Consider the following 22,027-nt stretch of genomic DNA (forward strand, 5'->3'; position numbering starts at 1 on the left):
ATATATCGACAATAAAAGCCAACCAACCAACCGTTAAGGAATAAAAAAACCGCGTATGTCGATAACAATCGACATACGCGGTTTCACTGTGATTACAGGCCTTCCGACAGGATGCGATCGATGCTGTCGACAAAGTAGTCCACGCTGGCCCGCGTGGTACACATCGGCGGCTTGATCTTGAGGATGTTCAGGTAATCCCCGGTCGGCTGCATGAAGATGCCCAGGTCACGCAGGCGGTTGCACAGCTGGGTGGTTTCCTCGGTGGCCGGCTCCAGGGTCTGGCGGTCGCGCACCAGCTCCAGGCCCAGGTAGAAGCCCGAGCCATGTGCCGCCCCGGCAAGCGGATGTTTATCGACCAAGGCCTGCAAGCGCGCCTTGAAATAGCGCCCGGTGTCGCGGGTGTTCTGCCACAGCCCCTCCTCGTCCATCACCTCCAGCACCGCCATGCCGATACGGCAGCTCACCGGGCTGCCGCCCGCCGAGGAGAAGAAGTAGCCCTCGGCCTCCAGCGCCTCGGCGATTTCGCGGCGGGTGATCACCGCGCCCAGGGGCTGGCCGTTGCCCATGCCCTTGGCCATGGTGATGATGTCGGGCACCACGCCCTGCTCCTCGAAACCCCAGAAGTACTCGCCGAGGCGCCCGTAACCCACCTGCACCTCGTCGGCGATGCACACGCCGCCGCGCTCGCGCACCTTGGCATAGGCCTGTTGCAGGTAGCCCGCCGGCAGCGAGATGCCCCCGGCGTTGCCATACACCGGCTCGCAGATCATGCCGGCCAGCTGGCGGCCACGGGCGTCGAGGTCGGCAAGCTTGGCATCGACATCGCGCAGGTAGTCGGCCGCGCTGTCGGCGCCCCGGTAACGGCCGCGGAAGGTGTTCGGCGCCTCGACCGGGTGCACCCAGTCCGGGCGGGTTTCCAGGGCCTGGGGGTTGTCGGCGATGGAGGTGGAGATGGCGTCGGTCGCCACCGACCAGCCATGGTAGGCCTCCAGCACGCTGAGCAGGTCGCGCCCACCGCTGTAGGCCCAGGCCAGGCGAATCGCCAGGTCGTTGGCTTCGGTGCCGCTGTTGACCAGAAACACCCGGTCGAAGCCTTCGGGCGCCAGCGCCAGCAGGCGCTCGGAAAACTCGGCGATGGCGGCGTAATGGAAGCGCGAGTTGGTGTTGAGCAGCGACCATTGCCGCGCCGATTCGGCCGCCATGCGCGGGTGGCCGTGGCCGAGTACCGCGACGTTGTTGAGCATGTCGAGGTAGGAGCGGCCCTGCAGGTCGATCAGGTAGTTGCGCCAGCCGCGCTCGATCTGTGGCGGCTGGGCGTAGTAGTGCTTCTGCGAGCGGGCGAAGCTGGCGTCGCGGCGGGCCAGCAGGGCCTGTGCATCGGGCAGCGGCTCGGCGTCGCAATCAAAGCCCAGCAGCGCGGCCGGTGACGGGCACAGCGCCAGCCAGGCAGCGGCACGCGAAGGCGTGGCGAAGAACGGCGGCTGCAGGGCGGCGTCCAGGCACAGTTGCACGCTGAGAAAACCACAGCTGCTGCCCAACGCCTGCCCCTTGGCCACGGCCTGGCCATCGGCCGGGGTGCCTTCCAGGCCGCTCAGCCACAAGGCCCAGTGCGCGGTGCGCAGGCAGCCACGCCCGTCGCCAAGGTGCTGCCAGGTGCCTGCCTGCGGCGCCTGCACCGCAGCGCCATCGGGCACATGCAACTCGACGCCCAGGGCGCAGGTGGCCGGCTCGTCGGCGCGGTCGATGTGGGTTAGCGACAGGCGATACTGCCCATGCAGGCTGCAGGCCGGGGCGGGTTGCGCCGTCAGCAGGCGCTGGTCGAAACCGGGCTGCTCCCAGTTGCCGGCCTGGCAATGGGGGCTGAGCACACCCAGGTCCAGGCGCTTGACCGCCTGCCCGGCCAGCGCCGGCAGCAAGGGGGCGCAATCGGCCAGGTCGGGGAGGCCGGGCTCGACGCCTGCGGCCTGCAGGATGGCGGCCTGCATCAAGGCGAAGGGCACGGCGGTGGCGGTATCGAAGATCTCCCACTCGTGGGCGATATTGTCGCGGGTGTACTGGTTGCCCGGGTCCACGGCCAGTTGCTGCTCGCTGCTCAGCACCAGCACCGCGGCGCGGTTCAGCACCAGCGGCCACAGGGCGCGCAGCTCGGCCTCGCTCAGCGGGTTGATGGCCTGGTAGGCACGCACCGCCGGCAGGATGCGCAGCGGGTCGCCTTCGGCGTGGTGCAGCAATGCCGCGCAGGTCACCGACAGGTCGGCGATGCGCCAGGTGCGCAGCAGGTCGCCGAAGTCGATGACGCCCTGCAGTTGCCACTGGCGTTCGCCATCGCGGGCCCACACGGCATTGTCGTCGGTGATGTCCAGGTGCACCGCCTGGCTTGGCAGTTGCCCCACCAGCGGCGCCAGTTGCGCGCTGGCCTGGCGGGTGGCCTGCTCGATGCGTGCACGCTGGGCCGGGTCTTGCAGCACCGGCAGCAGGTGCTCGATCAGCGCCTGGGCGTGCTGCGGGTCCCATTGCAGGGTCCGCGCCAGACCCGGGTGGTCGAAGCCGGCCAGGGCCTTGTCGACCCGGGCGCACAGCGCGCCCAGCTCGGCGATCAGGCGCGCCGGCATGTGCTTGAGTCGAGTCAGCGGCTGCCCTTCGATATAATCGAGCACGCGTGCCCGCAGCGGTTGCCCGTCGATGTCCAGCGCCAGCAAGGCCTGCCCATCGCGCGCCGGGCGCACGCCCGGCACCGGCACGCCCTGCTCGCGCAGGTAGGCCAAGGCCGCATGCTGCGCCTCCAGCTCCACCTGGGCATAGCTGCCATGGCAGACCTTGAGTACGTAGCGCCCCTGGCCCGTGTCCAGCCGGAAGTTCAGGTCCTGCTGGCTGCCCAGCGCACACAGGCTACCGGCAAGGTCGTAATGCGCCTGCAGCAAGGCATGGGCCTGGGCTTCGCTGAGCGATGGGCTGGGCAGGCTGGAACGCTGGATCAGGGTGCTGAGGGGCATGGAAGATGAAACCTCTTTTACTTTTCGCTTATCTCGCCACTGCCAAGGCCGATAAACAAGTGGCAAAGATGAAATGATGATCATGCGTCAACGCTCGGATCCTTCTGCCATCTAGGCTGCAAAGGGCCAGGGGCGGCAAAACTGCAGATGACCGGTACGGTCTAACTCTGAACTTACTGGTCGACCAATCGCCATGAACATAATCGCCACCGCAATACCCGATGTACTGATCATCGAACCGAAGGTCTTCGGCGACAGCCGAGGGTTTTTCCTCGAAAGCTTCAACGCCCGCGACTTTGCCGAGGCGACGGGGATCCAGGCGCAGTTCGTCCAGGACAACCATTCCCGCTCCCAGCGCGGTGTGCTGCGCGGCCTGCACTACCAGATCGACAACCCCCAGGGGAAACTGGTGCGGGTCACCCAGGGCGCCGTGCTCGACGTGGCCGTGGACATCCGCCGCAGCTCGCCGACCTTCGGCCGCTGGGTCGCCACCCGCCTGAATGCCGACGACCACCGCCAGTTCTGGATCCCGCCAGGGTTCGCCCATGGCTTCCTGGTGCTGAGCGAGTCGGCCGACTTCCTGTACAAGACCACCGACTACTACAACCCATCTGCCGAGCGCAGCATCCGCTGGGATGACCCGGACCTGGCCATCGACTGGGGCCTGCAGGCACCACCGCTGCTGTCGGCCAAGGACCAGGCTGGCGCCTGGTTGGCCAACGCGGACCTGTTCCCATGAAAATTCTCGTCTGTGGCCACAACGGCCAGCTTGCCCAAGCGCTCGGCACCCAGCTGGCAGGCCTTGGCGAGCTTCACCTGCTGGGCCGCGAGCAGCTGAACCTGGCCCGCCCCGAGGCTTTGCGCGAACCGCTGCGCCGGCTGGCCCCCGACCTGATCGTCAACGCCGCGGCCTATACCGCCGTGGACCAGGCCGAAAGCGACGCGGATGCGGCCTATGCGGTCAACGCCGACGCCCCGCGGGTACTGGCCGAAGAAGCACTGCGCCTGGGTGCGCCGCTGATCCACTACTCCACCGACTACGTGTTCGACGGCTGCAAGGCCCTGCCCTACAACGAAGCCGACAAGCCCAACCCGCTGAGCGTCTATGGCCGCAGCAAGCTGGCCGGCGAGCAGGCCATCGCCGCCGTCGATGGCGAGCACCTGATCCTGCGCACCAGCTGGGTGTATTCGCTACACGGGCGCAACTTCCTGCTGACCATGCAACGCCTGCTGCAGGAAAAACCGCAACTGCGGGTAGTCGCTGACCAGGTTGGCGCGCCCACCTGGGCCGCGACCATCGCCACCAGCACCCGCGCCCTGATCGAGCGCTGGCAGGCCGGCCAGGCTGGCGCCTGGGGTACCTACCACCTGACCGCCCAGGGCGAAACCTCCTGGTTCGGCTTCGCCCAGGCCATCGCCGAACAGCTCCAGGCCCGCGGCCTGCCCTGCGCCGAGCTGTTGCCGATCCCCTCCAGCGACTACCCCACCCCCGCCCGCCGCCCGCTCAATTCGCGCCTGGACTGCAGCCGCCTGGCCCATGAATGGGACATCCACCTGCCGCACTGGCAGCAGGCGCTGATCGACTGCCTCAAGTAGCGCATAATTGCGCCAGACTCTTCTGGCGCATTTACGCAATGATTGCAAAACCGACGCCCCCCCGACGCCCCCGCTGGCGCAGCCTGGCCCTGCTGGCGCTGTGCCTGGCGCCGCTGCTGTGGCCGCTGCACCACCTTGCCGAACGCTACTACCAGGACGAACTGGCCTCGCAGAACCGCCAGACCCTCGACCTGTACGTGGCCAACCTGCTCGGCACCCTGCACCGTTACGAAACCCTGCCGCAGATCCTCGGTGAACTGCCGGCGCTGCGCACGGTGCTGGCCGACCCGTTCAAGCTCGAGGCGGTCACCAACGCCAACCGCCTGCTCAAGGACATCGTCCAGCAGACCGGCGCCGAGGTGATGTACCTGATGGACGTCAGCGGCAACACCCTGGCCGCCTCCAACTGGGACAAGCGCGACAGCTTCGTGGGCCGCAACTTCTCCTTCCGCCCCTACTTCATCGAAGCCATGGACGGGCACCTGGGGCGCTTCTTCGGCCAGGGCACCACCTCGGCCAAGCGCGGCTACTTCTTCGCCGCCGCCGTGCACGACCGCGAGCGCATCGTCGGCGTGCTGGTGGTCAAGGTCGACCTCGACCACACCGAAACCCTGTGGGGCCGCACCCCCGAGCAGTTGCTGCTGACCGACCACAATGGCGTGGTCATCCTCACCTCGCGGCCCGACTGGCGCTTCCGTGCCACCCGCGCGCTGACCGAGGCCGAGCGCCAGGCGATCATCGCCATCCAGCCCTACCCGACCCAGGCGCCGCAGCCCTTGGTGCTGAACCCGGACGCCTGGCTCACGCAAAGCCGTGACATCAAGGAAACCGGCTGGCAAGTGAGCCTGCTGGCGCCCCGCGCCTTGGTCGACCGCTCGGTGCAGACGGTGATGGCCATTGGCGGTGGTGCGCTGCTGGTGCTGATGCTGCTGGCCGGCCTGGTGATGCAGCGCCGGCGCCACTACATCGACCGCATCGACTTCGAGGCCCGGGGCCGGCAGGAGCTGGAAAACCGCGTGGTGCAGCGCACCGCCGACCTCGAAGGCCTCAACACCCGGCTGAAAAATGCCGTGCTCGAGCGCGAAAACGCCCAGCAGGAGCTGGTGCGGGCCCAGGACGAACTGGTGCAGGCCGGCAAGCTGTCGGTGCTCGGCACCATGTCGGCGAGCATCAGCCACGAGCTCAACCAGCCGCTGGCGGCAATCCGCAGCTACGCGGAAAACGCCGAGATTCTCCTCGACCACCAGCGCACCGAGGATGCCCGCGGCAACCTCAAGCTGATCGGCGAGCTGACCGGGCGCATGGCCTCGATCATCGCCCACTTGCGCGCCTTCGCCCGCCGCGACCGCCACGCCCCGGAAAGCGTGGCCCTGCAGCCGGCACTGGACGATGCCCTGGCCTTGCTGGCCAAGCGCCGCCGGGCCATGGCCGTGGAGCTGGTGCGCGACCTGCCGGACGCTACCTTGTGGGTCCAGGCCGGCGAAACACGCCTGCGCCAGGTGCTCGGCAACCTGCTCGCCAACGCCCTCGACGCCTTGACCGAAAAGGCCAACCCGCGGCGCCTGTGGCTCAGTGCCGAAACCCGCGATGGCTACGTCTACCTGTACATCCGCGACAACGGCCCGGGCTTCAGCCGCCAGGCCCTGGAGCATGCCAAGGAGCCGTTCTTCACCACCAAGACCCGCACCCAGGGCCTGGGCCTGGGCCTGGCCATCTGTGAAAGCCTGATGCGTGCCCTGGGCGGTGAACTGCTGCTGGCCAACCACCCGGAAGGTGGCGCGCTGCTGACCCTGCAACTGCGCACGGCCGCGCCCGGCGCCAACCTGCAACCCTCGGAGGACCCCTCGGCATGACGACCGAGACACAGATCGACAACCAGGCCCAGGTGCTGCTGGTGGACGACGACCCGCACTTGCGCCAGGCCCTGAGCCAGACCCTCGACCTGGCCGGGCTCAAGGTGGTCGCCCTGGCCGATGCGCAGGGCCTGGCCGAGCGCCTGGAACTGGACTGGCCTGGCGTGGTGGTCAGCGATATCCGCATGCCGGGCATCGATGGCCTGCAGCTGCTGGAACAGCTGCATGGCCGCGACAGCGAGTTGCCGGTGCTGCTGATCACCGGCCACGGCGATGTGCCGCTGGCGGTGCAGGCGATGCGCGCCGGGGCCTATGATTTTTTGGAAAAACCCTTCGCCAGCGATGCCCTGCTCGACAGCGTGCGCCGCGCCCTGGCCCTGCGCCGCCTGGTGCTGGACAACCGCAGCCTGCGCCTGGCCCTGAGCGACCGCCAGCAGCTGGCCACGCGCCTGGTCGGCCATTCGCCGTCCATGCTGCGCCTGCGCGAGCAGATCGGCGCCCTGGCCGGCACCCGCGCCGACGTGCTGATCCTTGGTGAAACCGGTGCTGGCAAGGAGGTGGTGGCGCGCGCCCTGCACGACCTGTCCAGCCGCCGCGATGGGCCATTCGTGGCCATCAACGCCGGGGCGCTGGCCGAGTCGGTGGTGGAAAGCGAGCTGTTCGGCCACGAGCCGGGAGCCTTCACCGGCGCGCAGAAGCGCCGCATCGGCAAGTTCGAATTCGCCAACGGCGGCACGCTGTTCCTCGACGAAATCGAGAGCATGAGCCTGGACGTGCAGGTAAAGCTGCTGCGCCTGTTGCAGGAACGGGTGGTCGAGCGCCTGGGCGGCAACCAGCTGATCCCGCTGGATATCCGCATCATTGCCGCCACCAAGGAAGACCTGCGCCAGTCCGCCGACCAGGGGCGTTTTCGCGCCGACCTGTATTACCGCCTGAACGTGGCGCCGCTGCGCATCCCGCCGCTGCGCGAGCGCGGGGACGACATCCTGGTGCTGTTCCAGCATTTCGCCGACGCTGCCAGCCAGCGCCACGGCTTGCCGCCGCACAGCCTGCAACCGGCGCAACGCGCCATGCTGCTGCGCCATGGCTGGCCGGGCAACGTGCGTGAACTGCAAAACGCCGCCGAGCGTTTCGCCCTGGGCCTGGAGCTGGCCCTGGACGGCCAGGTGGCCGCTGCAGCGCCGGCGGCGGCGCCGATCCTGCTGGGCAACTTGAGCGAGCAGGTGGAGCGTTTCGAGCGCTCGCTGATTGCCGCCGAACTGGCCCAGCCCCACAGCTCCATGCGCAGCCTTGCCGAGGCCCTCGGCATCCCGCGCAAGACCCTGCACGACAAGCTGCGCAAACACGGCCTGCACTTCGAAGGTGGCAGCAGCGGGCCAGACGATCACGAGGAAAACCGCCCATGAGTTCCGATAGCCAGTACCTGCAGCACGTGCTGCACGGCGACATCCCGCTGACCCGTGAAATGGGCCTGGAGGTGCTCGACTGGCAAGCCCAGACCCTGCGCCTGCAGCTGCCGCTGGCCGCCAACGTCAACCACAAGAGCACCATGTTCGGCGGCAGCCTGTACTGCGCCGCAGTGCTGGTGGGCTGGGGCTGGCTGCACCTGCGCCTGCGCGAGCTGGGCATCGATGATGGGCATATCGTCATCCAGGAGGGGCAGATCAGTTATCCGCTGCCGGTGACGGGCGCGGCGGTGGCGCGCTGTGCGGCGCCGGATGAGAAGACCTGGGAACGCTTCGTGACGATGTACCAGCGCCGAGGGCGTGCGCGGCTGACGCTGGAAACCACGGTGAGCAACCTTGGCAGCGACGAGCCTGCGGTGAGGTTCAGCGGGCAGTATGTGCTACATCGCTGATTGCTGTAGGAGCGGCCTTGTGTCGCGAAAGGGCTGCGCAGCAGCCCCAGCAATTTCAGTTTCGCCGCTATATCCCTGGGGCTGCTGCGCAGCCCTTTCGCGACACAAGGCCGCTCCTACAGGGACCCTGCCAACTTGATGAGCGCTTGGCGCCAGCCTGCTGCAGCGGGCAAGGCCAGGAAAAACGGGTTGAGCAGCGACTCACGCGGCGGGTAGCGGAACGGCTGCCCATCCAGGCCGATCACCTCACCACCAGCACCTTCCAGCACACCTTGCGCCGCTGCGGTATCCCACTGCGACGTCGGCGCCAGGCGCGGGTAGCAGTCGGCGCTGCCTTCGGCCAGCAGGCAGAACTTCAGCGAGCTGCCGATATTGGCCAGCTCAAGCGCCCCCACCGCAGCACCCAACCCTGCCAGCAACGCCTCCTGCTGCGGGCTGGAGTGGCGACGGCTGGCCACCACGGTGAAGCGGCCGTCGGCTGGTGGCGCGTTGCGCACCTGGATCGGCAGGGCATCCGCGCCGGCCTCTGCGCGCCAAGCGCCCAGGCTGCGCCCACCGAAATAGCAGCGCCCGCTGGTCGGCATCGACACCACGCCAAACACCACCTCGCCGTTTTCGATCAGGGCAATGTTGACGGTGAACTCTTCGCTGCCGGCAATGAACTCCTTGGTGCCGTCGAGCGGGTCGACCAGCCACCAGCGCTGCCAGCCCTGGCGGGTAGCCAGGGGGATATTGCAGTCTTCCTCGGACAACACCGGGATCTGCGGCGCCAGCGCCTGCAGGCCGTCGGCGATCACCTGGTGCGCGGCCAGGTCGGCGGCGGTCACCGGCGAGTCGTCGGCCTTGCTGGTCACCGCGACATCGGCGCGCCAGAACGGCAGGATCGCTTCGCCGGCCAAGCCGGCCAGCTTGACCACTTCGAGCATCAGTTGCTGGTCGTTCATACCTCGAGCAGCCCCCGCTGGATCAGCAGGTCACGGGCCAGGTACAGCGCCGCCAACGCCCGCCCTTCGGTGAACTGCGGGTGCATGGCCAGGGCCGAGAGCTCGCGCAGGTTGACCTTGTCGACGCGCATCGGCTCGGGCTCGTCGCCTTCCAGGCGCTCTTCGTACAGGTCGCTGGCCAGCACCACCTGGATCTTCTGGCTCATGTAGCCCGGCGACAGCGACAGCTCGGTCAGGTGCTCCAACTGGCGTGCGCCAAACCCGGCCTCTTCCTTGAGCTCGCGGTCGGCCGCGGCCAGCACGTCCTCACCCGGTTCGATCAGGCCCTTGGGCAACGACAGCTCGTATTCATCGGTGCCGCCGCAGTATTCCTCGACCAGCACCGCGTGTTCGGCGTCGAGCATGGCCACGATCATCACGGCGCCATAGCCATTGCCACGGCCGACCAGGCGCTCGTAAGTGCGCTCGTTGCCATTGCTGAAGCGCAGCTGCACGGCCTCGACGCGGAACAGGCGGCTGCTGGCGACGATTTCGCGGCTGAGGACGGTGGGTTTCTGGCGCATGGGGCGGCTCCTTGGCGTGAACGGGTTACTATACCGTGGCTTGCCGACTGAACGAGAGTTTCCCATGCCTGTTCTTCCCTGGTCCGCCATCGATACCGTCCTGCTGGACATGGACGGCACCCTGCTCGACCTGCACTACGACAACCGCTTCTGGCTCGACCACCTGCCCCAGCGCTACGCCGAGCTGCACGGGGTGAGCCAGGCCATGGCGCAAATGGAGCTGCAGCCGCTGTTCGAGCGCAACGCCGGCACCCTGAACTGGTACTGCCTGGACTTCTGGAGCCGCGAACTGAAGCTGCCGATCCGCGAGCTCAAGCGCGAGATCGCCGACCTGATCGCCCTGCGGCCGGATGCCGATACCTTCCTGGCAGCCATCCGCCAGGCCGGCAAGCGCGTGGTGATGATCACCAACGCCCACCGCGATTCGCTGTCGCTGAAGCTGGAGCGGGTGGAGCTGGCGCCGTATTTCGAGCGGCTGATCAGCTCGCATGACTATGGCTACCCCAAGGAGAGCCCACAGTTCTGGGATGCGCTGCAGGCGGATATCGGCTTCGAGCCGCAGCGCAGCCTGTTCATCGATGACACGCTGGCCATCTTGCGCAGTGCGCGGCGCTTTGGTGTGGCGCACCTTCTGGCGGTGCGCCAGCCGGACAGCCAGGCGGCGCCGCGCGATACCCAGGAGTTCGCGGCGGTGGAGGATTATCGGGAGTTGCTGGTGGGGCTGTGAATGGCCCTATTGCCGGCTCCCACAGGGAACGCGGTGGCGAACCTGTGGGAGCCGGCTTGCCGGCGATGAAGCCGATGAAGATCTATCAGTCAGGAATACGCAGCACCTGCCCCGGGTAGATCTTGTCCGGGTGCGACAGCATCGGCTTGTTCGCCTCGAAGATCTTGTTGTACTGGTTGGCATTGCCGTAAACGACCACGGAAATGGCTGACAGCGTGTCGCCCTTCTTCACGGTCACGAACCGCGCAGCCTTGACCACCGGCCCGGTCACGGTGATCTGGTCATCGACGCTGGCCACGCCATTGATGTTGCCCGCCGCCAGGATGATCTTTTCCTTCTCCTCCTGGCTGGCCACCTCGCCCTTGAGGATGATCTTGTCACCCTCCACGGTGGCCGTGATGTTGGGGTTGCCCAGGCCGACACTTTCCACGTGCTTCTTCAACTGCTCCTCGGCGTTGGCGTTGCCGGGGGTCAGCAGGTCGATCAACTTCTCGCCGGCTTCCTTCACGAAACTGAACAGGCTCATGACGCGCTCCTTGTTGACGTATACCTTCGGAGCAAGGAGTCTAGGCCAGCTTTGCCCACCCCGCCGCTTGCCGCTCATCGACGCGCTCTATCAAGGCATAGACCCTAGCGATTAGACGCGCGCAGCCCGCCGGCCTAGGCTGGTGCTATCAGATAGCCGCCGGTAGTCAGCCCCGATGAACAGCAAACCTCCGGTCTGCGCGGCCTCCACGCCTCTGGCCCTGCCCGCCGCCAGCAATACCTACGACTATGCCCAGCTCGACGATGGCGAGCTGGCGAGCACGCCGCTGGCCGAGGAAGTGGCCCTGGCCATCGCCTACAACGGCCTCAACCAGGCAGTGATGCTGGTCAGCCCCACCGACCTTGAAGACTTTGCCGTCGGCTTCAGCGTCGGCAGCGGCATTGTCGAAGGCACGGCAGAAATCTACGACCTGAAACTCTCCGGCAGCGGCTCGGCGATGTATGCCGACCTGGAAATTTCCAGCCGCGCGTTCTGGAACCTGAAGAACCAGCGCCGCCAGCTGGCCGGCACCAGTGGCTGCGGCCTATGCGGGGTCGAGGCCCTGGAGCAGGCGCTGCCGGAACTGGCCGCGCTGCCGGGCGCCTCGCTGCCGCCGGCGCAGTGGCTGGCCGGCCTGCGCCAGCGTATCGATGCCTTCCAGCCACTGGGCCAGCATTGCGGCGCCGTGCATGCGGCGCTGTTCATGAATGACCAGGGCGAACTGCTGCTGGGCCGCGAAGACATCGGCCGGCACAACGCCCTCGACAAGCTGATCGGCGCCCTGCTGCGCCAAGGCATCAGCACCACCGGCGGCCTGGCCATCGTCACCAGCCGCTGCAGCCTGGAGCTGATCCAGAAGGTGCTGCGCGCCGGCATCCAGACCCTGGTCAGCCTGTCGGCGCCCACCGGCCTTGCCCTGCAATGGGCGCGCAAGCACAACCTCAACCTCATTCACCTGCCCAAACACAGTGCACCGCGGGTCTATAGCCCAGCGGCGGAGTCGTAACAGCCGTGACCTCGTACCAGAACCTTCCGGACAACGCCCCAGCCTCCTCCCCTCGCTACCAGCCCTACCACGGCCCCGCCGGTGGTTGGGGCGCGCTGCGCAGCGTGGCCAAGGCCTGGGTCGGCAGCGACAACGCGCTGAAGAACATCCGCGCGCTGCTCAAGACCAACCAGAACGGCGGCTTCGACTGCCCGGGCTGCGCCTGGGGCGACTCGCCCGAGAGCGGCATGGTCAAGTTCTGCGAGAACGGCGCCAAGGCGGTCAACTGGGAAGCCACCAAGCGCCGCGTCGACGCCGCCTTCTTCGCCCGCTACAGCGTCAGCGCCTTGCGCCAGCAGAGCGACTACTGGCTCGAATACCAGGGCCGCCTGACCGAGCCGATGGTCTACGACCCGCTAAGCGACCGTTACCGGCCCATCGCCTGGGACGCCGCCTTCGCCCTGATCGCCCGCGAGCTGAACAAGCTGGCCAGCCCTGACCAGGCCGAGTTCTACACCTCCGGGCGCGCCAGCAACGAAGCGGCGTATCTCTACCAGCTGTTCGTGCGTGCCTATGGCACCAACAACTTCCCCGACTGCTCGAACATGTGCCACGAAGCCAGCGGCGTGGCCCTGGGGCAAAGCGTCGGGGTGGGCAAGGGCACCGTCACCTTCGACGACTTCGAGCACGCCGACGCGATCTTCGTCTGGGGCCAGAACCCCGGCACCAACCACCCGCGCATGCTCGACCCGCTGCGTGATGCAGTGAAACGCGGCGCCCAGGTGGTGTGCATCAACCCGCTCAAGGAGCGTGGCCTGGAGCGCTTCCAGCACCCGCAGAACCCGCTGGAAATGCTCACCAACAGCGACCGGCCGACCAACACGGCGTTCTTCCGCCCGGCGCTGGGCGGCGACATGGCGCTGCTGCGCGGCATGGCCAAATTCGTTCTGCAGTGGGAGCGCGAGGCGCAGGCCAAGGGTGAGCCGGCCGTGTTCGACCATGCCTTCATCGCCGAGCATGGCCAGGGGGTCGACGAATACCTGGCGGTGGTGGATGCCACCGCCTGGCAGCAGATCGAGGAGCAATCGGGCCTGACACTGGCCGATATCGAACTGGCCGCCCGCATGTACTGCCGTGGCAAACGCGTGATCATGTGCTGGGCGATGGGCATCACCCAGCACCGCCACTCGGTGGCGACCATCCAGGAAATCGTCAACCTGCAGATGCTGCGCGGCAACATCGGCGCGCCCGGTGCCGGCCTGTGCCCAGTGCGTGGCCACAGCAACGTGCAAGGCGACCGCACCATGGGCATCAACGAACGCCCGCCGCAGGCGCTGCTCGATGCCATCGAAAAACGCTTCGGCTTCCCGGTGCCCCGGCACAACGGCCACAACACCGTCGAGGCCATCCATGCCATGCTCGAGGGCCGCGCCAAGGTCTTCATCGGCCTGGGCGGCAACTTCGCCCAAGCCACCCCGGACACCGAGCGCACCGCCCAGGCGCTGCGCAACTGCGCGCTCACCGTGCAGATCAGCACCAAGCTCAACCGCAGCCACCTGATCCACGGCCAGCAGGCCCTGATCCTGCCGTGCCTGGGGCGCACCAACATCGACCTGCAGGCCGGCGGGCCACAGGCCGTCACCGTGGAAGACTCCTTCAGCATGGTCCACGCCTCCAACGGCCAGCTCAAACCCCTGTCGTCGCAGATGCGCTCGGAGCCCGCAGTGGTCGCCGGCATCGCCGCCGCGACCCTGGGCAAGCACCCGGTGGACTGGCATTGGCTGGTGGCCGACTACGACCGCATCCGCGACCTGATCGGCGACACCATCGCCGGCTTCAGCGGCTTCAACCAGCGCCTGCGCCAGCCCGGCGGTTTCTACCTGGGCAACAGCGCCGCCAGCCGCGAATGGAAGACCGCCTCGGGCCGCGCCAACTTCAAGGCCAACCTGCTGCCGGACAGCCTGCTCGATGCGCGTGTGCGCGCCAGCGGCCAGCTGCCGGACCTGATCATGCAATCGATGCGCTCGCACGATCAGTACAACACCACCATCTACGGCCTGGATGACCGCTACCGCGGCGTGCGTGGCCAGCGCGACGTGCTGTTCGCCAACGAAGCCGACATCGTCCGCCTGGGCTTCCAGCCGGGGCAGAAGGTCGACATCGTGTCGTTGTGGGGCGATGAGCACGTGCGCCGGGTGCATGGCTTCACATTGCTGGCGTTCGATATCCCGGCCGGGCAGGCGGCAGCGTACTACCCGGAAGTGAACCCGTTGATTCCGCTGGAGAGCATTGGCGAGGGTAGCCACACGCCGACTTCCAAGTTCGTCGCGATCAAACTGGAGCGTGCGCGGGACGATGGGCGCATCCTGTAAATCGACCGGCAAAAACGCAAAAAGCCCTGCTCCACAAGGGGTCAGGGCTTCGTCACAATTATTTCAGACCTGCAATATTCGAGAAAGTTTCATCGCAAAAACAATAACTTAGAAAATTGTGTACAACTCGTGCTACTCGTCGGATTTGCGTTGCCACGGGCACCTCGGAGCCTCAAATTTCGCCTCGTCATCCCTATGAGGCTCTGTTGATGAAGAAGTACTCCTCGATTCTGTTGTTGTCTTTCAGCTTGCTCAGCGGCGTTGCCATGGCCGGTGGCAATACCGAGGCCGGCATTGGCGGCGCACTAGGTGGGGTACTCGGCTCCGTGGTGGGCAACTCCATCGGTGGTAGCACCGGCGGTGCCATCGGCGCCGGCCTGGGTGGCGCCGCAGGCGGTGCCCTGGGTGCCGACAAGCGCCAGCGCGGCGAGGCGGCCATCGGTGGCGCGCTGGGCGCCGCTGGCGGCAACGTGGTCGGCCGCTCGGTAGGCGGCACCACCGGTAGCTACATCGGCGCAGCCGCAGGCGGTGGTGCCGGTGGCGCGCTGGGTAACTACATGGGCAACAAGGCCGATGAAGACGAGCGCCACGATGATCGCCGCTACCGTCGCAGTTACGACGACCGTCGTCACTATGACCGTGGCCGCCACTACGGCCACCGCAAGCACAAGCACTGGCGCCACTGATACCGGGGCACCTCCCTGGTAGTAAAAAAGCCCCGCCCTCACCGGCGGGGCTTTTTCATGCCTGGGCTTCGAGCTGCAGGCCGGCCAGGATGCGCTGCAGCGGCTCAGGCAAGGGCACCGGCGTGCCGCTGGCGCGCTCGATGAACACCTGCACCAGCGTGCCCGCCGCACAGGCATCCGCCTCGCCCGGGCGATACAGCGCCAGCCGGTACTCCACCGTGCTCCCCGCCAGGCGCGTCACGCCCAGGCCCACCTCCAGCACGTCGGGGAAGCTGGGCAGCGCGTAGAAGTCTGCCGCGGAACTGACGACGAAGGCCGCCAGCTCGCCCTCGCGCAGGTCGAACTCGGCCTGCTCCACCAGAAACGCCTGCACGGCGGTCTCGAAGAAGCCATGCACGGTGGCGCCGCCGATGTGGCCGTTGTGGTCGTTGTCCTGGGGGCGGGTGAGGATCGGGTGAAAGTGGGAAAAGGCTGTGCGGTTGGGGGATTCGATCATGACAGTTCCACAATTGGTAACAACGTGAGGAAGCTTCCCACAGCAAGACAGGAAGGACTATAGTCGCAATCAACTATAGATTGCATAGCATGGTCGATCCCGATGAAACCGAGATATGCCCCAATGCCGACTCATCAATTAGATCATGCCAACCTCAGCCGAATGGTGGAATGCGGCAGTGTCCTTGCCACCCACATCGTGGGCCAGCCTGGCGGTTGGGCAATCCAGGTCGACGTCAACCATCAGGAACATGTGCTCATCGCCCAGCGAAGCGGCAACGTGCGGCTGTTCAAGAAGTTCGAAACGCTGGTGACCTACCTGCTCGACATCGGCATCGACCATTTCGAAGTCGATACCTCTGCCTTCGACCGCGGTCAGACGCGTACCTACCAACGCCCTGATCGTGCGCAAGCCTTGAAGCGCGCCCATGAAGCAGCGGCTTACGATGCCTGGTTCGCCGAACAGGTGAATGCCAGCCTGCAGGACCCAACCCCCCCCTTGGAGGATGACGAAGTACAGCGGTTGTTCGCAGCCCGCCGTGCCGAACTCAAAGCCAGACTCCGCTGATGCGCCTGACGTGGCGTGCAATGGCATGCGAAGACCGTTTGCACATCATGGAGCACATTGCCCAGCACAATCCCCAGGCCGCACTGGCACTGGACGAACGCTTCGCCGAAAAAGCCAGGCAAGCAGCCCTCGACCCTTACCTGTATAGAGCGGGCAGGGTTCCCGGTACGAGAGAAGTTGTCGTTCACCCCAACTATGTGATGGTGTTTCGGCTTGTGGGTGAAAACGTGGAAATCGTTCGCCTCTTGCACGCCAGGCAACAATGGCCTTGAGCCGCGCACAAAAAAGCCGCCCTTTGGGGCGGCTTTCTCGTTGCGGCTGGCGTCAGCTTACAGCTGTGGGCCAGCGGCCTTGATGGCGTCGGACACGTCGAACTTCTTGAAGTTCTCGGTGAACAGGCCGGCCAGGCCTTTGGCCGCTTCGTCGTAGGCCGCTTTGTCAGCCCAGGTGTTGCGTGGGTTGAGCAGTTCGGTCTCGACGCCTGGAACGGCTTTTGGCACGTCCAGGTTGATGATGTCCAGGTGTTCGGTTTCGGCACCGACCAGAGCACCGCTCTGGATCGCAGCGATCACGCCACGGGTGGTCGGGATGCTGAAGCGCTTGCCGACGCCGTAGCCACCGCCGGTCCAACCGGTGTTGACCAGGTAGACCTTGGAGCCGAAGGCGTTGATACGCTTGATCAGCAGCTCGGCGTATTCGCCGGCCGGGCGCGGGAAGAACGGTGCGCCGAAGCAGGTGGAGAAGGTCGACTTGATGCCGCCGCCCGAACCCATTTCGGTGGAACCGACCAGCGCGGTGTAGCCGGACAGGAAGTGGTAGGCCGCCTGCTCGTTGTTCAGGATCGAAACCGGAGGCAGAACGCCGGTCAGGTCGCAGGTCAGGAAGATGACTGCGTTCGGCTCGCCACCCAGGTTGGCTTCGGCGCGCTTGGCGACGTGCTCCAGTGGGTAGGCGGCGCGGCTGTTCTGGGTCAGGCTGACGTCGGCGTAGTCGGCGTGCTTGTTGGCGTCGAGCACGACGTTTTCCAGCACGGCGCCATGCTTGATGGCTTTCCAGATGACCGGCTCGTTCTTCTCGGACAGGTCGATGCACTTGGCGTAGCAGCCGCCTTCCATGTTGAAGACAACGCCCTCGCCCCAGCCGTGCTCGTCGTCACCGATCAAGTAACGGCTTTCGTCGGCCGACAGGGTGGTCTTGCCAGTGCCGGACAGGCCGAAGAACAGGGTTACGTCGCCTTCTTCGCCGATGTTGGCAGCGCAGTGCATTGGCAGCACGTCAGCGGCCGGCAGCAGGAAGTTCTGCACCGAGAACATGGCTTTTTTCATTTCACCGGCGTAGCGCATGCCAGCGATCAGCACTTTCTTGGCGGCGAAGTTGATGATCACGCAACCATCGGAGTTGGTGCCGTCACGCTCAGGCTCGCAGACGAAGTTGGCGACGTTGAGGATCTGCCACTGGTCGCGGCCAGCCGGGTTGAACTGCTCCGGGTTGATGAACAGGCAACGGCCGAACAGGTTCTGCCAGGCAGTCTGGGTGGTCATCTTCACCGGCAGGTAGTGCTCGGCGGCCGCACCTACGTGAACGTAGGAAACGAAGTGATCCTGGGCGTTGTTGAACGCCTCGACGCGGTCCCACAGGGCATCGAACTTGTCGGCCGGGAACTTGCGGTTGATCGGGCCCCAGGCGATGGCGGCCTGGGTGGAAGGTTCTTCGACGATGAAACGGTCAGCCGGCGAACGGCCAGTACGGTGGCCAGTTTCGACGACCAGTGCGCCAGTATCGGCCAGCACGCCTTCACCGCGGGACAGCGCTTCTTTAACCAGCTCATCGACGCTCAGGTCGGTGTACACGGTGTTGTTGGCTTGCGTCATGAGATACCCCATCCGGCCCGAGGCCGAGTGCTCCAAACGTTTTGTAGTTGTCTCGAAAAAACTACTACAGCGAAAAAAGTGGCCGGATTATGCCAGAAACGCCCAAAAAAAGTAGGCCCCTCCTGTCGTAACTGCGCTTTTGCGCAATTAGACAAGAGATTTACCTGTGATTAACCGTTTCAGTGGCGAGTTTCTGAGGCCGTGTCGGTGCCGCCACCTGCAAACAGTTGCGCAACATCGCTGGCATCGAAGAAATAGCGCTCGTTGCAGAACTGGCAATCGATCTCCACCTTGCCGCCACATTCCTCGACCAGCTGCTTGGCGTCGTGCTCGCCAAGACTGACCAGCGCATTGCCGGAACGTTCGCGCGAGCAGCTGCACTGGAAGCGCAGCGACTGGATATCGAACAGGCGCACGGCGTCTTCGTGGTACAGGCGGTGCAGCAGGGTCTCGTTGTCTTCGGACCACTCCTGGGCCTTGAGCGTGCTGGCCAGGGCCACCACGTGCTGCCAGCTGTTCTCGCGGTCTTCCTCGTCGCGCTCGCGGTCCACCGGCAGTTGCTGCAGGAGCAGGCCACGGGCCTTGCCGCCTTCGGCATTGAGCCAGAAGCGGGTGTTGGTCTGCTGCGACTGAACGAAGTAGTTGGTGAAGCACTCCGACAGGTTGGCGCCGTCGAGTTCGACGGTGCCCTGGTAGCGCTGGCCCTTGATCGGGTCGATGGTCAGGGTCAGGTGGCCGTCGGGCATCAGCTGCGACAGCGTCGCGCCGTCCGGGATCTGCTCGGCTTCGTAGCGCGCCATGCCGCGGATTTCGCGCTCGCTGGAGCACTCGACCATCAGCAGCGGGATCGGCCCTGCCGAACGCGCCTGAAGAATCAGCAGCCCGTCGAACTTCATCGCGCCCACCAGCAATGCCGTGGCGGCCATCAGCTCGCCGAGCACCGCCGCCACTGGCTGCGGGTACTGGTGACGCGCCAACACGGCGGCGTAGCTGTCGTCCAGCGCCACCCACTCACCGCGGATATCGCGGTCGTCGAAGATGAAACGCTGGGTGAAATCGGTATCCGGCAATTCGCTCATAGGTTTTGGCTATCTAAAAAATGATGACAAAATGGTTACACGGGCTTTCGACACATTGCGAAAGCCCGTGGCAGAGCGCTCACAAGGCGCTCCGAATCCTGTTGGCAATAGAGGTATTTTATGGACAATCGACCACTGTTCCAAGCAAGGTGGTCCTGGGGCCCATTGGCAGCCTGTACCCTGCTACCCATCGCTCTACTGTGTTTCTGGTTATGGCCCATTGGCCAGATACTGTGCCTGACTTTCGACGAATGGCTGTTCCGCAGCCTCAATGCGCCGTTAGCCGATAACACCCTGTGGCGTTACATCTGGACCCTTGGCAGCCTGCGACCGTTCGACATCGTCGTCGGCCTGATCCTGCTCACCGTGCTGATCCGTGGCAATTGGGTGTTCAAGGCCAGCCAGGTGCGCGAAGCGTTTTTCGGCTTCCTCGTCACGCTGATCCTATTAGTGGTGATTCGCGCGCTGTTTTCCAAGTGGGTGGATGCTGCCGGCTGGCAACATGTGAGCCCTTCGATGGTGTTCGACAACGTCGTGCACCTGAGCGACTACTACCCGAACCTGGAAAAGGCCTGGGAACTCAAGGACCGCTCCGGCAAGAGCTTCCCTGGCGACCACGCCTCGGTGCTGCTGATCTGGGCGCTGTTCATGAGCCTGTTCAGCCGGCGCCTGGGGCAGTACCTGGTGATCTGGGGCCTGGCCGTGCTGTTCATGTTGCCGCGCCTGGTGGCCGGTGCCCATTGGGGGCAGGACGACTACATCGGGGGCTTGCTGATGGCACTGCTGGCCTTGGGCTGGAGTTGCCATACGCCCTTGGCGGCCAAGGGCAGTGCCCTGCTGATGCGCTGGACAGCGCCGCTGTTTGCCCTGGCAGCCAAGTTGCCGTTGGTCGGCCGGCTGGCGGTGGTTCGCTAGATCGTCAAAGGGCTGCTCAGCAGCCCTACCCCCAGCTACAGACCCTGTGATTGGGCCGCCACGCGGCCCCACTCAATCAAAGCTGCCATGCAGCTGATGGATCTGCCGCCGCTGCTTCTTGTTCGGCCGGCCATCGGTGGTCATGCCCATGGCACCAGCCTTGCGCATCTCGGCCGCCTGCTCACGCCGGCGCAGGCTCTCTTCGGTTTCTTCATACAACGCCTGCGCCTCGGGCGCGCCCCGGCGCACCACCGACAGCGCCTTGACCACCACCGTGCGCTCATCGAAGCCCGTGCGAAGCACGAATTCGTCGCCTACGCGCGGCTCCTTGCCCGGCTTGCAACGCTCGCCCCGGCAATGCACCTTGCCACTTTCGATCGCCGCCTTGGCCAGCGCGCGCGTCTTGTAGAAGCGGGCCGCCCACAGCCATTTGTCCAGGCGGACCTTGTCGTCGTCCTCGGCTTTTTGTGCCATAGCGTTTCCTCGAATTCTGTCTTTCATCGAACTGTACTACCGTAACGATCAGATGCAAAAAGTCCCCGGCGTGCTTACAGTTCACCACCTCATTCGCAGGGTGTGCTTCGTGAAGACATTTGACCATCTGACTGTGATCGGCCTGCGCGAGTGGGTCGCGCTGCCCGGCCTCGGCGTGGCGGGCCTGCGCGCCAAGATCGACACCGGCGCCAGTACCTCCAGCCTGCATGCCACCGAGGTCGAGACATTCGAACGCGACGGCCAGGCCTGGGTGCGTTTCACCGCTCACCTGGGTTCGATGGTGCAGCTGCGCCACCGCCGCTGCGAGGCGCCGCTGGTCACCATGAAGACCATCAAGAGCTCCAACGGCCATGCCCAGACCCGCTACGTCATCCGCACGCCGCTGGCGCTCGGCGACCGCGTGTGGGAGGTCGAATTCACCCTGGCCTGCCGCAAGAACATGCGCTACCGCCTGCTGCTCGGCTCCAAGGCGCTGATCCATGGCCAGTTGGTGGTCAACCCGGGCCTGAAGTACGTTCAAGACAAACCGGCCCTCGCGGCCACCCTTTCCCCTGTCACAGGTGCTGCATGAAGATCGCTGTGCTGTCGCGCAATCCGCGTCTGTATTCCACCCGCCGCCTGGTCGAAGCCGGTACCCAGCGTGGCCACGAAATGGTAGTGATCGATACCCTGCGTGCCTACATGAACATCGCCAGCCACAAGCCGCAGATCCACTACCGCGGCAAGCCACTGGAGGGGTTCGATGCAGTGATCCCGCGCATTGGCGCCTCGGTGACCTTCTACGGCTGCGCGGTCTTGCGCCAGTTCGAGATGATGGGTGTGTATCCGCTCAACGAGTCGGTGGCCATCGCCCGCTCCCGTGACAAGCTGCGCTCGCTGCAGCTGCTGTCGCGCCGCGGCATCGGCCTGCCGATTACCGGTTTCGCCCACTCGCCGGACGACATCCCCGACCTGATCCAGATGGTCAATGGCGCGCCCCTGGTGATCAAGGTGCTCGAAGGCACCCAAGGCATCGGTGTGGTGCTGTGCGAGACCACCCAGGCGGCAGAATCGGTGATCGAGGCGTTCATGGGCCTGAAGCAGAACATCATGGTTCAGGAGTACATCAAGGAGGCCGGCGGCGCCGACATTCGCTGCTTCGTGGTGGGCGACAAGGTGATTGCCTCGATGAAGCGCCAGGCCAAGCCAGGCGAATTCCGCTCCAACCTGCATCGCGGCGGCGTTGCCAGCCTGATCAAGATCACGCCTGAAGAGCGGATTACGGCCATTCGTGCGGCCAAGGTGATGGGCTTGAGTGTGGCGGGTGTGGATATCCTGCGCTCCAACCACGGGCCGCTGGTGATGGAGGTGAACTCTTCGCCAGGCCTCGAAGGCATCGAAGTGACCACCGGCAAGAACGTTGCCGGGATGATCATCGAGCATCTGGAGAAGAATGGCGGGCCGAATCAGACCCGGACCAAGGGCAAAGGTTGATTCAAGCCTGTACCGGCCCTAATCGCCG

Annotated in this window: 22 protein-coding genes; 14 read left to right on the plus strand and 8 right to left on the minus strand. The window is 65.5% G+C overall.

Annotated features, from left to right (window positions below; genetic code table 11):
• Positions 1-92: 92 nt before the first annotated feature.
• Positions 93-2,993 carry an aminotransferase gene (locus tag L6D75_RS02755; RefSeq protein WP_176511949.1) on the minus strand — a complete coding sequence of 967 codons (2,901 nt, stop codon included), beginning with the start codon at positions 2,991-2,993 and terminating at the stop codon, positions 93-95.
• Positions 2,994-3,186: 193 nt separating this feature from the next.
• Between L6D75_RS02755 and rfbC the strand changes: the two genes are divergently transcribed.
• The 5 genes from rfbC to L6D75_RS02780 are packed head-to-tail and all read left to right on the plus strand — an operon-like array spanning position 3,187 to position 8,300.
• Complete coding sequence (gene rfbC / locus L6D75_RS02760; RefSeq protein WP_176511950.1) at positions 3,187-3,732, plus strand: dTDP-4-dehydrorhamnose 3,5-epimerase; 546 nt, start codon at positions 3,187-3,189, stop codon at positions 3,730-3,732.
• Positions 3,729-4,589: a dTDP-4-dehydrorhamnose reductase gene (rfbD, locus tag L6D75_RS02765; RefSeq protein ID WP_176511951.1), complete on the plus strand. Its 861-nt coding sequence runs from the start codon at positions 3,729-3,731 to the stop codon at positions 4,587-4,589. The genes rfbC and rfbD overlap by 4 nt, the downstream gene beginning before the upstream one ends.
• A 38-nt stretch (positions 4,590-4,627) precedes the next feature.
• On the plus strand, positions 4,628-6,442 hold the full coding sequence (locus L6D75_RS02770; protein WP_176511952.1) for a sensor histidine kinase: 1,815 nt from the start codon (positions 4,628-4,630) through the stop codon (positions 6,440-6,442).
• Positions 6,439-7,848 (plus strand): sigma-54-dependent transcriptional regulator, encoded by a 1,410-nt coding sequence (locus L6D75_RS02775; protein ID WP_176511953.1) that lies wholly within the window; start codon positions 6,439-6,441, stop codon positions 7,846-7,848. Before L6D75_RS02770 ends, L6D75_RS02775 begins: the two co-directional genes overlap by 4 nt.
• The gene (locus tag L6D75_RS02780) at positions 7,845-8,300 is read left to right on the plus strand and encodes a thioesterase domain-containing protein (protein WP_176511954.1); all 456 of its coding nucleotides are present in this window, start codon (positions 7,845-7,847) and stop codon (positions 8,298-8,300) included. Before L6D75_RS02775 ends, L6D75_RS02780 begins: the two co-directional genes overlap by 4 nt.
• A gap of 116 nt (positions 8,301-8,416) precedes the next feature.
• On the opposite strand, the gene cysQ is transcribed toward L6D75_RS02780, so the two are convergent.
• Positions 8,417-9,244, minus strand: a complete 828-nt coding sequence (cysQ, locus tag L6D75_RS02785) for a 3'(2'),5'-bisphosphate nucleotidase CysQ (RefSeq protein WP_176511955.1) — start codon at positions 9,242-9,244, stop codon at positions 8,417-8,419.
• Positions 9,241-9,807 (minus strand): ADP compounds hydrolase NudE, encoded by a 567-nt coding sequence (nudE, locus tag L6D75_RS02790; RefSeq protein ID WP_176511956.1) that lies wholly within the window; start codon positions 9,805-9,807, stop codon positions 9,241-9,243. Before nudE ends, cysQ begins: the two co-directional genes overlap by 4 nt.
• Positions 9,808-9,871: 64 nt before the next feature.
• Between nudE and yrfG the strand changes: the two genes are divergently transcribed.
• Positions 9,872-10,534, plus strand: coding sequence for a GMP/IMP nucleotidase (gene yrfG, locus L6D75_RS02795; RefSeq protein WP_176511957.1), 663 nt, complete (start codon positions 9,872-9,874; stop codon positions 10,532-10,534).
• Positions 10,535-10,619: 85 nt separating this feature from the next.
• On the opposite strand, the gene lysM is transcribed toward yrfG, so the two are convergent.
• Entirely contained in the window at positions 10,620-11,060 is a 441-nt protein-coding gene (gene lysM / locus L6D75_RS02800; RefSeq protein ID WP_176511958.1) for a peptidoglycan-binding protein LysM, read from the minus strand.
• Positions 11,061-11,235: 175 nt separating this feature from the next.
• On the opposite strand from lysM, the gene fdhD reads away from it, so the two are divergent.
• The 3 genes from fdhD to L6D75_RS02815 all read left to right on the plus strand — a co-directional run bounded on the left by fdhD (position 11,236) and on the right by L6D75_RS02815 (position 15,103).
• The gene (gene fdhD / locus L6D75_RS02805; protein ID WP_176511959.1) at positions 11,236-12,066 is read left to right on the plus strand and encodes a formate dehydrogenase accessory sulfurtransferase FdhD; all 831 of its coding nucleotides are present in this window, start codon (positions 11,236-11,238) and stop codon (positions 12,064-12,066) included.
• 5 nt (positions 12,067-12,071) lie between these two features.
• Positions 12,072-14,417, plus strand: a complete 2,346-nt coding sequence (locus tag L6D75_RS02810; protein ID WP_176511960.1) for an FdhF/YdeP family oxidoreductase — start codon at positions 12,072-12,074, stop codon at positions 14,415-14,417.
• Between the two features lie 209 nt (positions 14,418-14,626).
• Complete coding sequence (locus tag L6D75_RS02815) at positions 14,627-15,103, plus strand: glycine zipper domain-containing protein (protein WP_176511961.1); 477 nt, start codon at positions 14,627-14,629, stop codon at positions 15,101-15,103.
• A 55-nt stretch (positions 15,104-15,158) separates the two neighbouring features.
• Here L6D75_RS02815 and L6D75_RS02820 read toward each other — a convergent pair whose 3' ends face one another.
• Complete coding sequence (locus tag L6D75_RS02820) at positions 15,159-15,599, minus strand: acyl-CoA thioesterase (RefSeq protein WP_176511962.1); 441 nt, start codon at positions 15,597-15,599, stop codon at positions 15,159-15,161.
• Between the two features lie 123 nt (positions 15,600-15,722).
• Here L6D75_RS02820 and L6D75_RS02825 point away from each other — a divergent pair, with 123 nt between their 5' ends.
• Positions 15,723-16,166, plus strand: coding sequence for an antitoxin PaaA2 family protein (locus tag L6D75_RS02825; protein WP_176511963.1), 444 nt, complete (start codon positions 15,723-15,725; stop codon positions 16,164-16,166).
• On the plus strand, positions 16,166-16,438 hold the full coding sequence (locus tag L6D75_RS02830) for a type II toxin-antitoxin system RelE/ParE family toxin (protein WP_176511964.1): 273 nt from the start codon (positions 16,166-16,168) through the stop codon (positions 16,436-16,438). The genes L6D75_RS02825 and L6D75_RS02830 overlap by 1 nt, the downstream gene beginning before the upstream one ends.
• Before the next feature lie 57 nt (positions 16,439-16,495).
• On the opposite strand, the gene L6D75_RS02835 is transcribed toward L6D75_RS02830, so the two are convergent.
• Together L6D75_RS02835 and hslO are read right to left on the minus strand one after the other, a co-directional pair.
• Positions 16,496-18,037 carry a phosphoenolpyruvate carboxykinase gene (locus L6D75_RS02835; RefSeq protein WP_176511965.1) on the minus strand — a complete coding sequence of 514 codons (1,542 nt, stop codon included), beginning with the start codon at positions 18,035-18,037 and terminating at the stop codon, positions 16,496-16,498.
• 179 nt (positions 18,038-18,216) lie between these two features.
• Positions 18,217-19,116 (minus strand): Hsp33 family molecular chaperone HslO, encoded by a 900-nt coding sequence (gene hslO / locus L6D75_RS02840; protein ID WP_176511966.1) that lies wholly within the window; start codon positions 19,114-19,116, stop codon positions 18,217-18,219.
• Between the two features lie 120 nt (positions 19,117-19,236).
• On the opposite strand from hslO, the gene L6D75_RS02845 reads away from it, so the two are divergent.
• Positions 19,237-20,031 (plus strand): phosphatase PAP2 family protein, encoded by a 795-nt coding sequence (locus L6D75_RS02845; RefSeq protein WP_176511967.1) that lies wholly within the window; start codon positions 19,237-19,239, stop codon positions 20,029-20,031.
• 72 nt (positions 20,032-20,103) lie between these two features.
• On the opposite strand, the gene L6D75_RS02850 is transcribed toward L6D75_RS02845, so the two are convergent.
• Positions 20,104-20,505: an RNA-binding S4 domain-containing protein gene (locus L6D75_RS02850; RefSeq protein ID WP_176511968.1), complete on the minus strand. Its 402-nt coding sequence runs from the start codon at positions 20,503-20,505 to the stop codon at positions 20,104-20,106.
• Positions 20,506-20,614: 109 nt separating this feature from the next.
• Between L6D75_RS02850 and rimB the strand changes: the two genes are divergently transcribed.
• Both rimB and rimK read left to right on the plus strand, forming a co-directional pair.
• Positions 20,615-21,097, plus strand: coding sequence for a retropepsin-like aspartic endopeptidase RimB (gene rimB / locus L6D75_RS02855; RefSeq protein ID WP_176511969.1), 483 nt, complete (start codon positions 20,615-20,617; stop codon positions 21,095-21,097).
• Positions 21,094-21,999: a 30S ribosomal protein S6--L-glutamate ligase gene (gene rimK / locus L6D75_RS02860; RefSeq protein ID WP_012316721.1), complete on the plus strand. Its 906-nt coding sequence runs from the start codon at positions 21,094-21,096 to the stop codon at positions 21,997-21,999. Before rimB ends, rimK begins: the two co-directional genes overlap by 4 nt.
• The last annotated feature ends 28 nt before the right edge of the window (positions 22,000-22,027 follow it).

Source organism: Pseudomonas faucium (assembly GCF_021602585.1).
GTDB classification, from domain to species: Bacteria; Pseudomonadota; Gammaproteobacteria; order Pseudomonadales; family Pseudomonadaceae; genus Aquipseudomonas; species Aquipseudomonas faucium.

Bases quoted from the DNA above. Each gene is read 5' to 3' on its own strand.
- cysQ (WP_176511955.1), bottom strand. From the start codon at position 9,244: ATGAACGACCAGCAACTGATGCTCGAAGTGGTCAAGCTGGCCGGCTTG.
- L6D75_RS02830 (WP_176511964.1), top strand. From the start codon at position 16,166: ATGCGCCTGACGTGGCGTGCAATGGCATGCGAAGACCGTTTGCACATC.
- L6D75_RS02825 (WP_176511963.1), top strand. From the start codon at position 15,723: ATGCCGACTCATCAATTAGATCATGCCAACCTCAGCCGAATGGTGGAA.
- L6D75_RS02770 (WP_176511952.1), top strand. From the start codon at position 4,628: ATGATTGCAAAACCGACGCCCCCCCGACGCCCCCGCTGGCGCAGCCTG.
- L6D75_RS02780 (WP_176511954.1), top strand. From the start codon at position 7,845: ATGAGTTCCGATAGCCAGTACCTGCAGCACGTGCTGCACGGCGACATC.
- rfbD (WP_176511951.1), top strand. From the start codon at position 3,729: ATGAAAATTCTCGTCTGTGGCCACAACGGCCAGCTTGCCCAAGCGCTC.
- L6D75_RS02820 (WP_176511962.1), bottom strand. From the start codon at position 15,599: ATGATCGAATCCCCCAACCGCACAGCCTTTTCCCACTTTCACCCGATC.
- lysM (WP_176511958.1), bottom strand. From the start codon at position 11,060: ATGAGCCTGTTCAGTTTCGTGAAGGAAGCCGGCGAGAAGTTGATCGAC.
- L6D75_RS02775 (WP_176511953.1), top strand. From the start codon at position 6,439: ATGACGACCGAGACACAGATCGACAACCAGGCCCAGGTGCTGCTGGTG.
- nudE (WP_176511956.1), bottom strand. From the start codon at position 9,807: ATGCGCCAGAAACCCACCGTCCTCAGCCGCGAAATCGTCGCCAGCAGC.
- yrfG (WP_176511957.1), top strand. From the start codon at position 9,872: ATGCCTGTTCTTCCCTGGTCCGCCATCGATACCGTCCTGCTGGACATG.
- L6D75_RS02835 (WP_176511965.1), bottom strand. From the start codon at position 18,037: ATGACGCAAGCCAACAACACCGTGTACACCGACCTGAGCGTCGATGAG.
- L6D75_RS02815 (WP_176511961.1), top strand. From the start codon at position 14,627: ATGAAGAAGTACTCCTCGATTCTGTTGTTGTCTTTCAGCTTGCTCAGC.
- L6D75_RS02845 (WP_176511967.1), top strand. From the start codon at position 19,237: ATGGACAATCGACCACTGTTCCAAGCAAGGTGGTCCTGGGGCCCATTG.
- rfbC (WP_176511950.1), top strand. From the start codon at position 3,187: ATGAACATAATCGCCACCGCAATACCCGATGTACTGATCATCGAACCG.
- fdhD (WP_176511959.1), top strand. From the start codon at position 11,236: ATGAACAGCAAACCTCCGGTCTGCGCGGCCTCCACGCCTCTGGCCCTG.
- hslO (WP_176511966.1), bottom strand. From the start codon at position 19,116: ATGAGCGAATTGCCGGATACCGATTTCACCCAGCGTTTCATCTTCGAC.
- rimK (WP_012316721.1), top strand. From the start codon at position 21,094: ATGAAGATCGCTGTGCTGTCGCGCAATCCGCGTCTGTATTCCACCCGC.
- L6D75_RS02850 (WP_176511968.1), bottom strand. From the start codon at position 20,505: ATGGCACAAAAAGCCGAGGACGACGACAAGGTCCGCCTGGACAAATGG.
- L6D75_RS02755 (WP_176511949.1), bottom strand. From the start codon at position 2,993: ATGCCCCTCAGCACCCTGATCCAGCGTTCCAGCCTGCCCAGCCCATCG.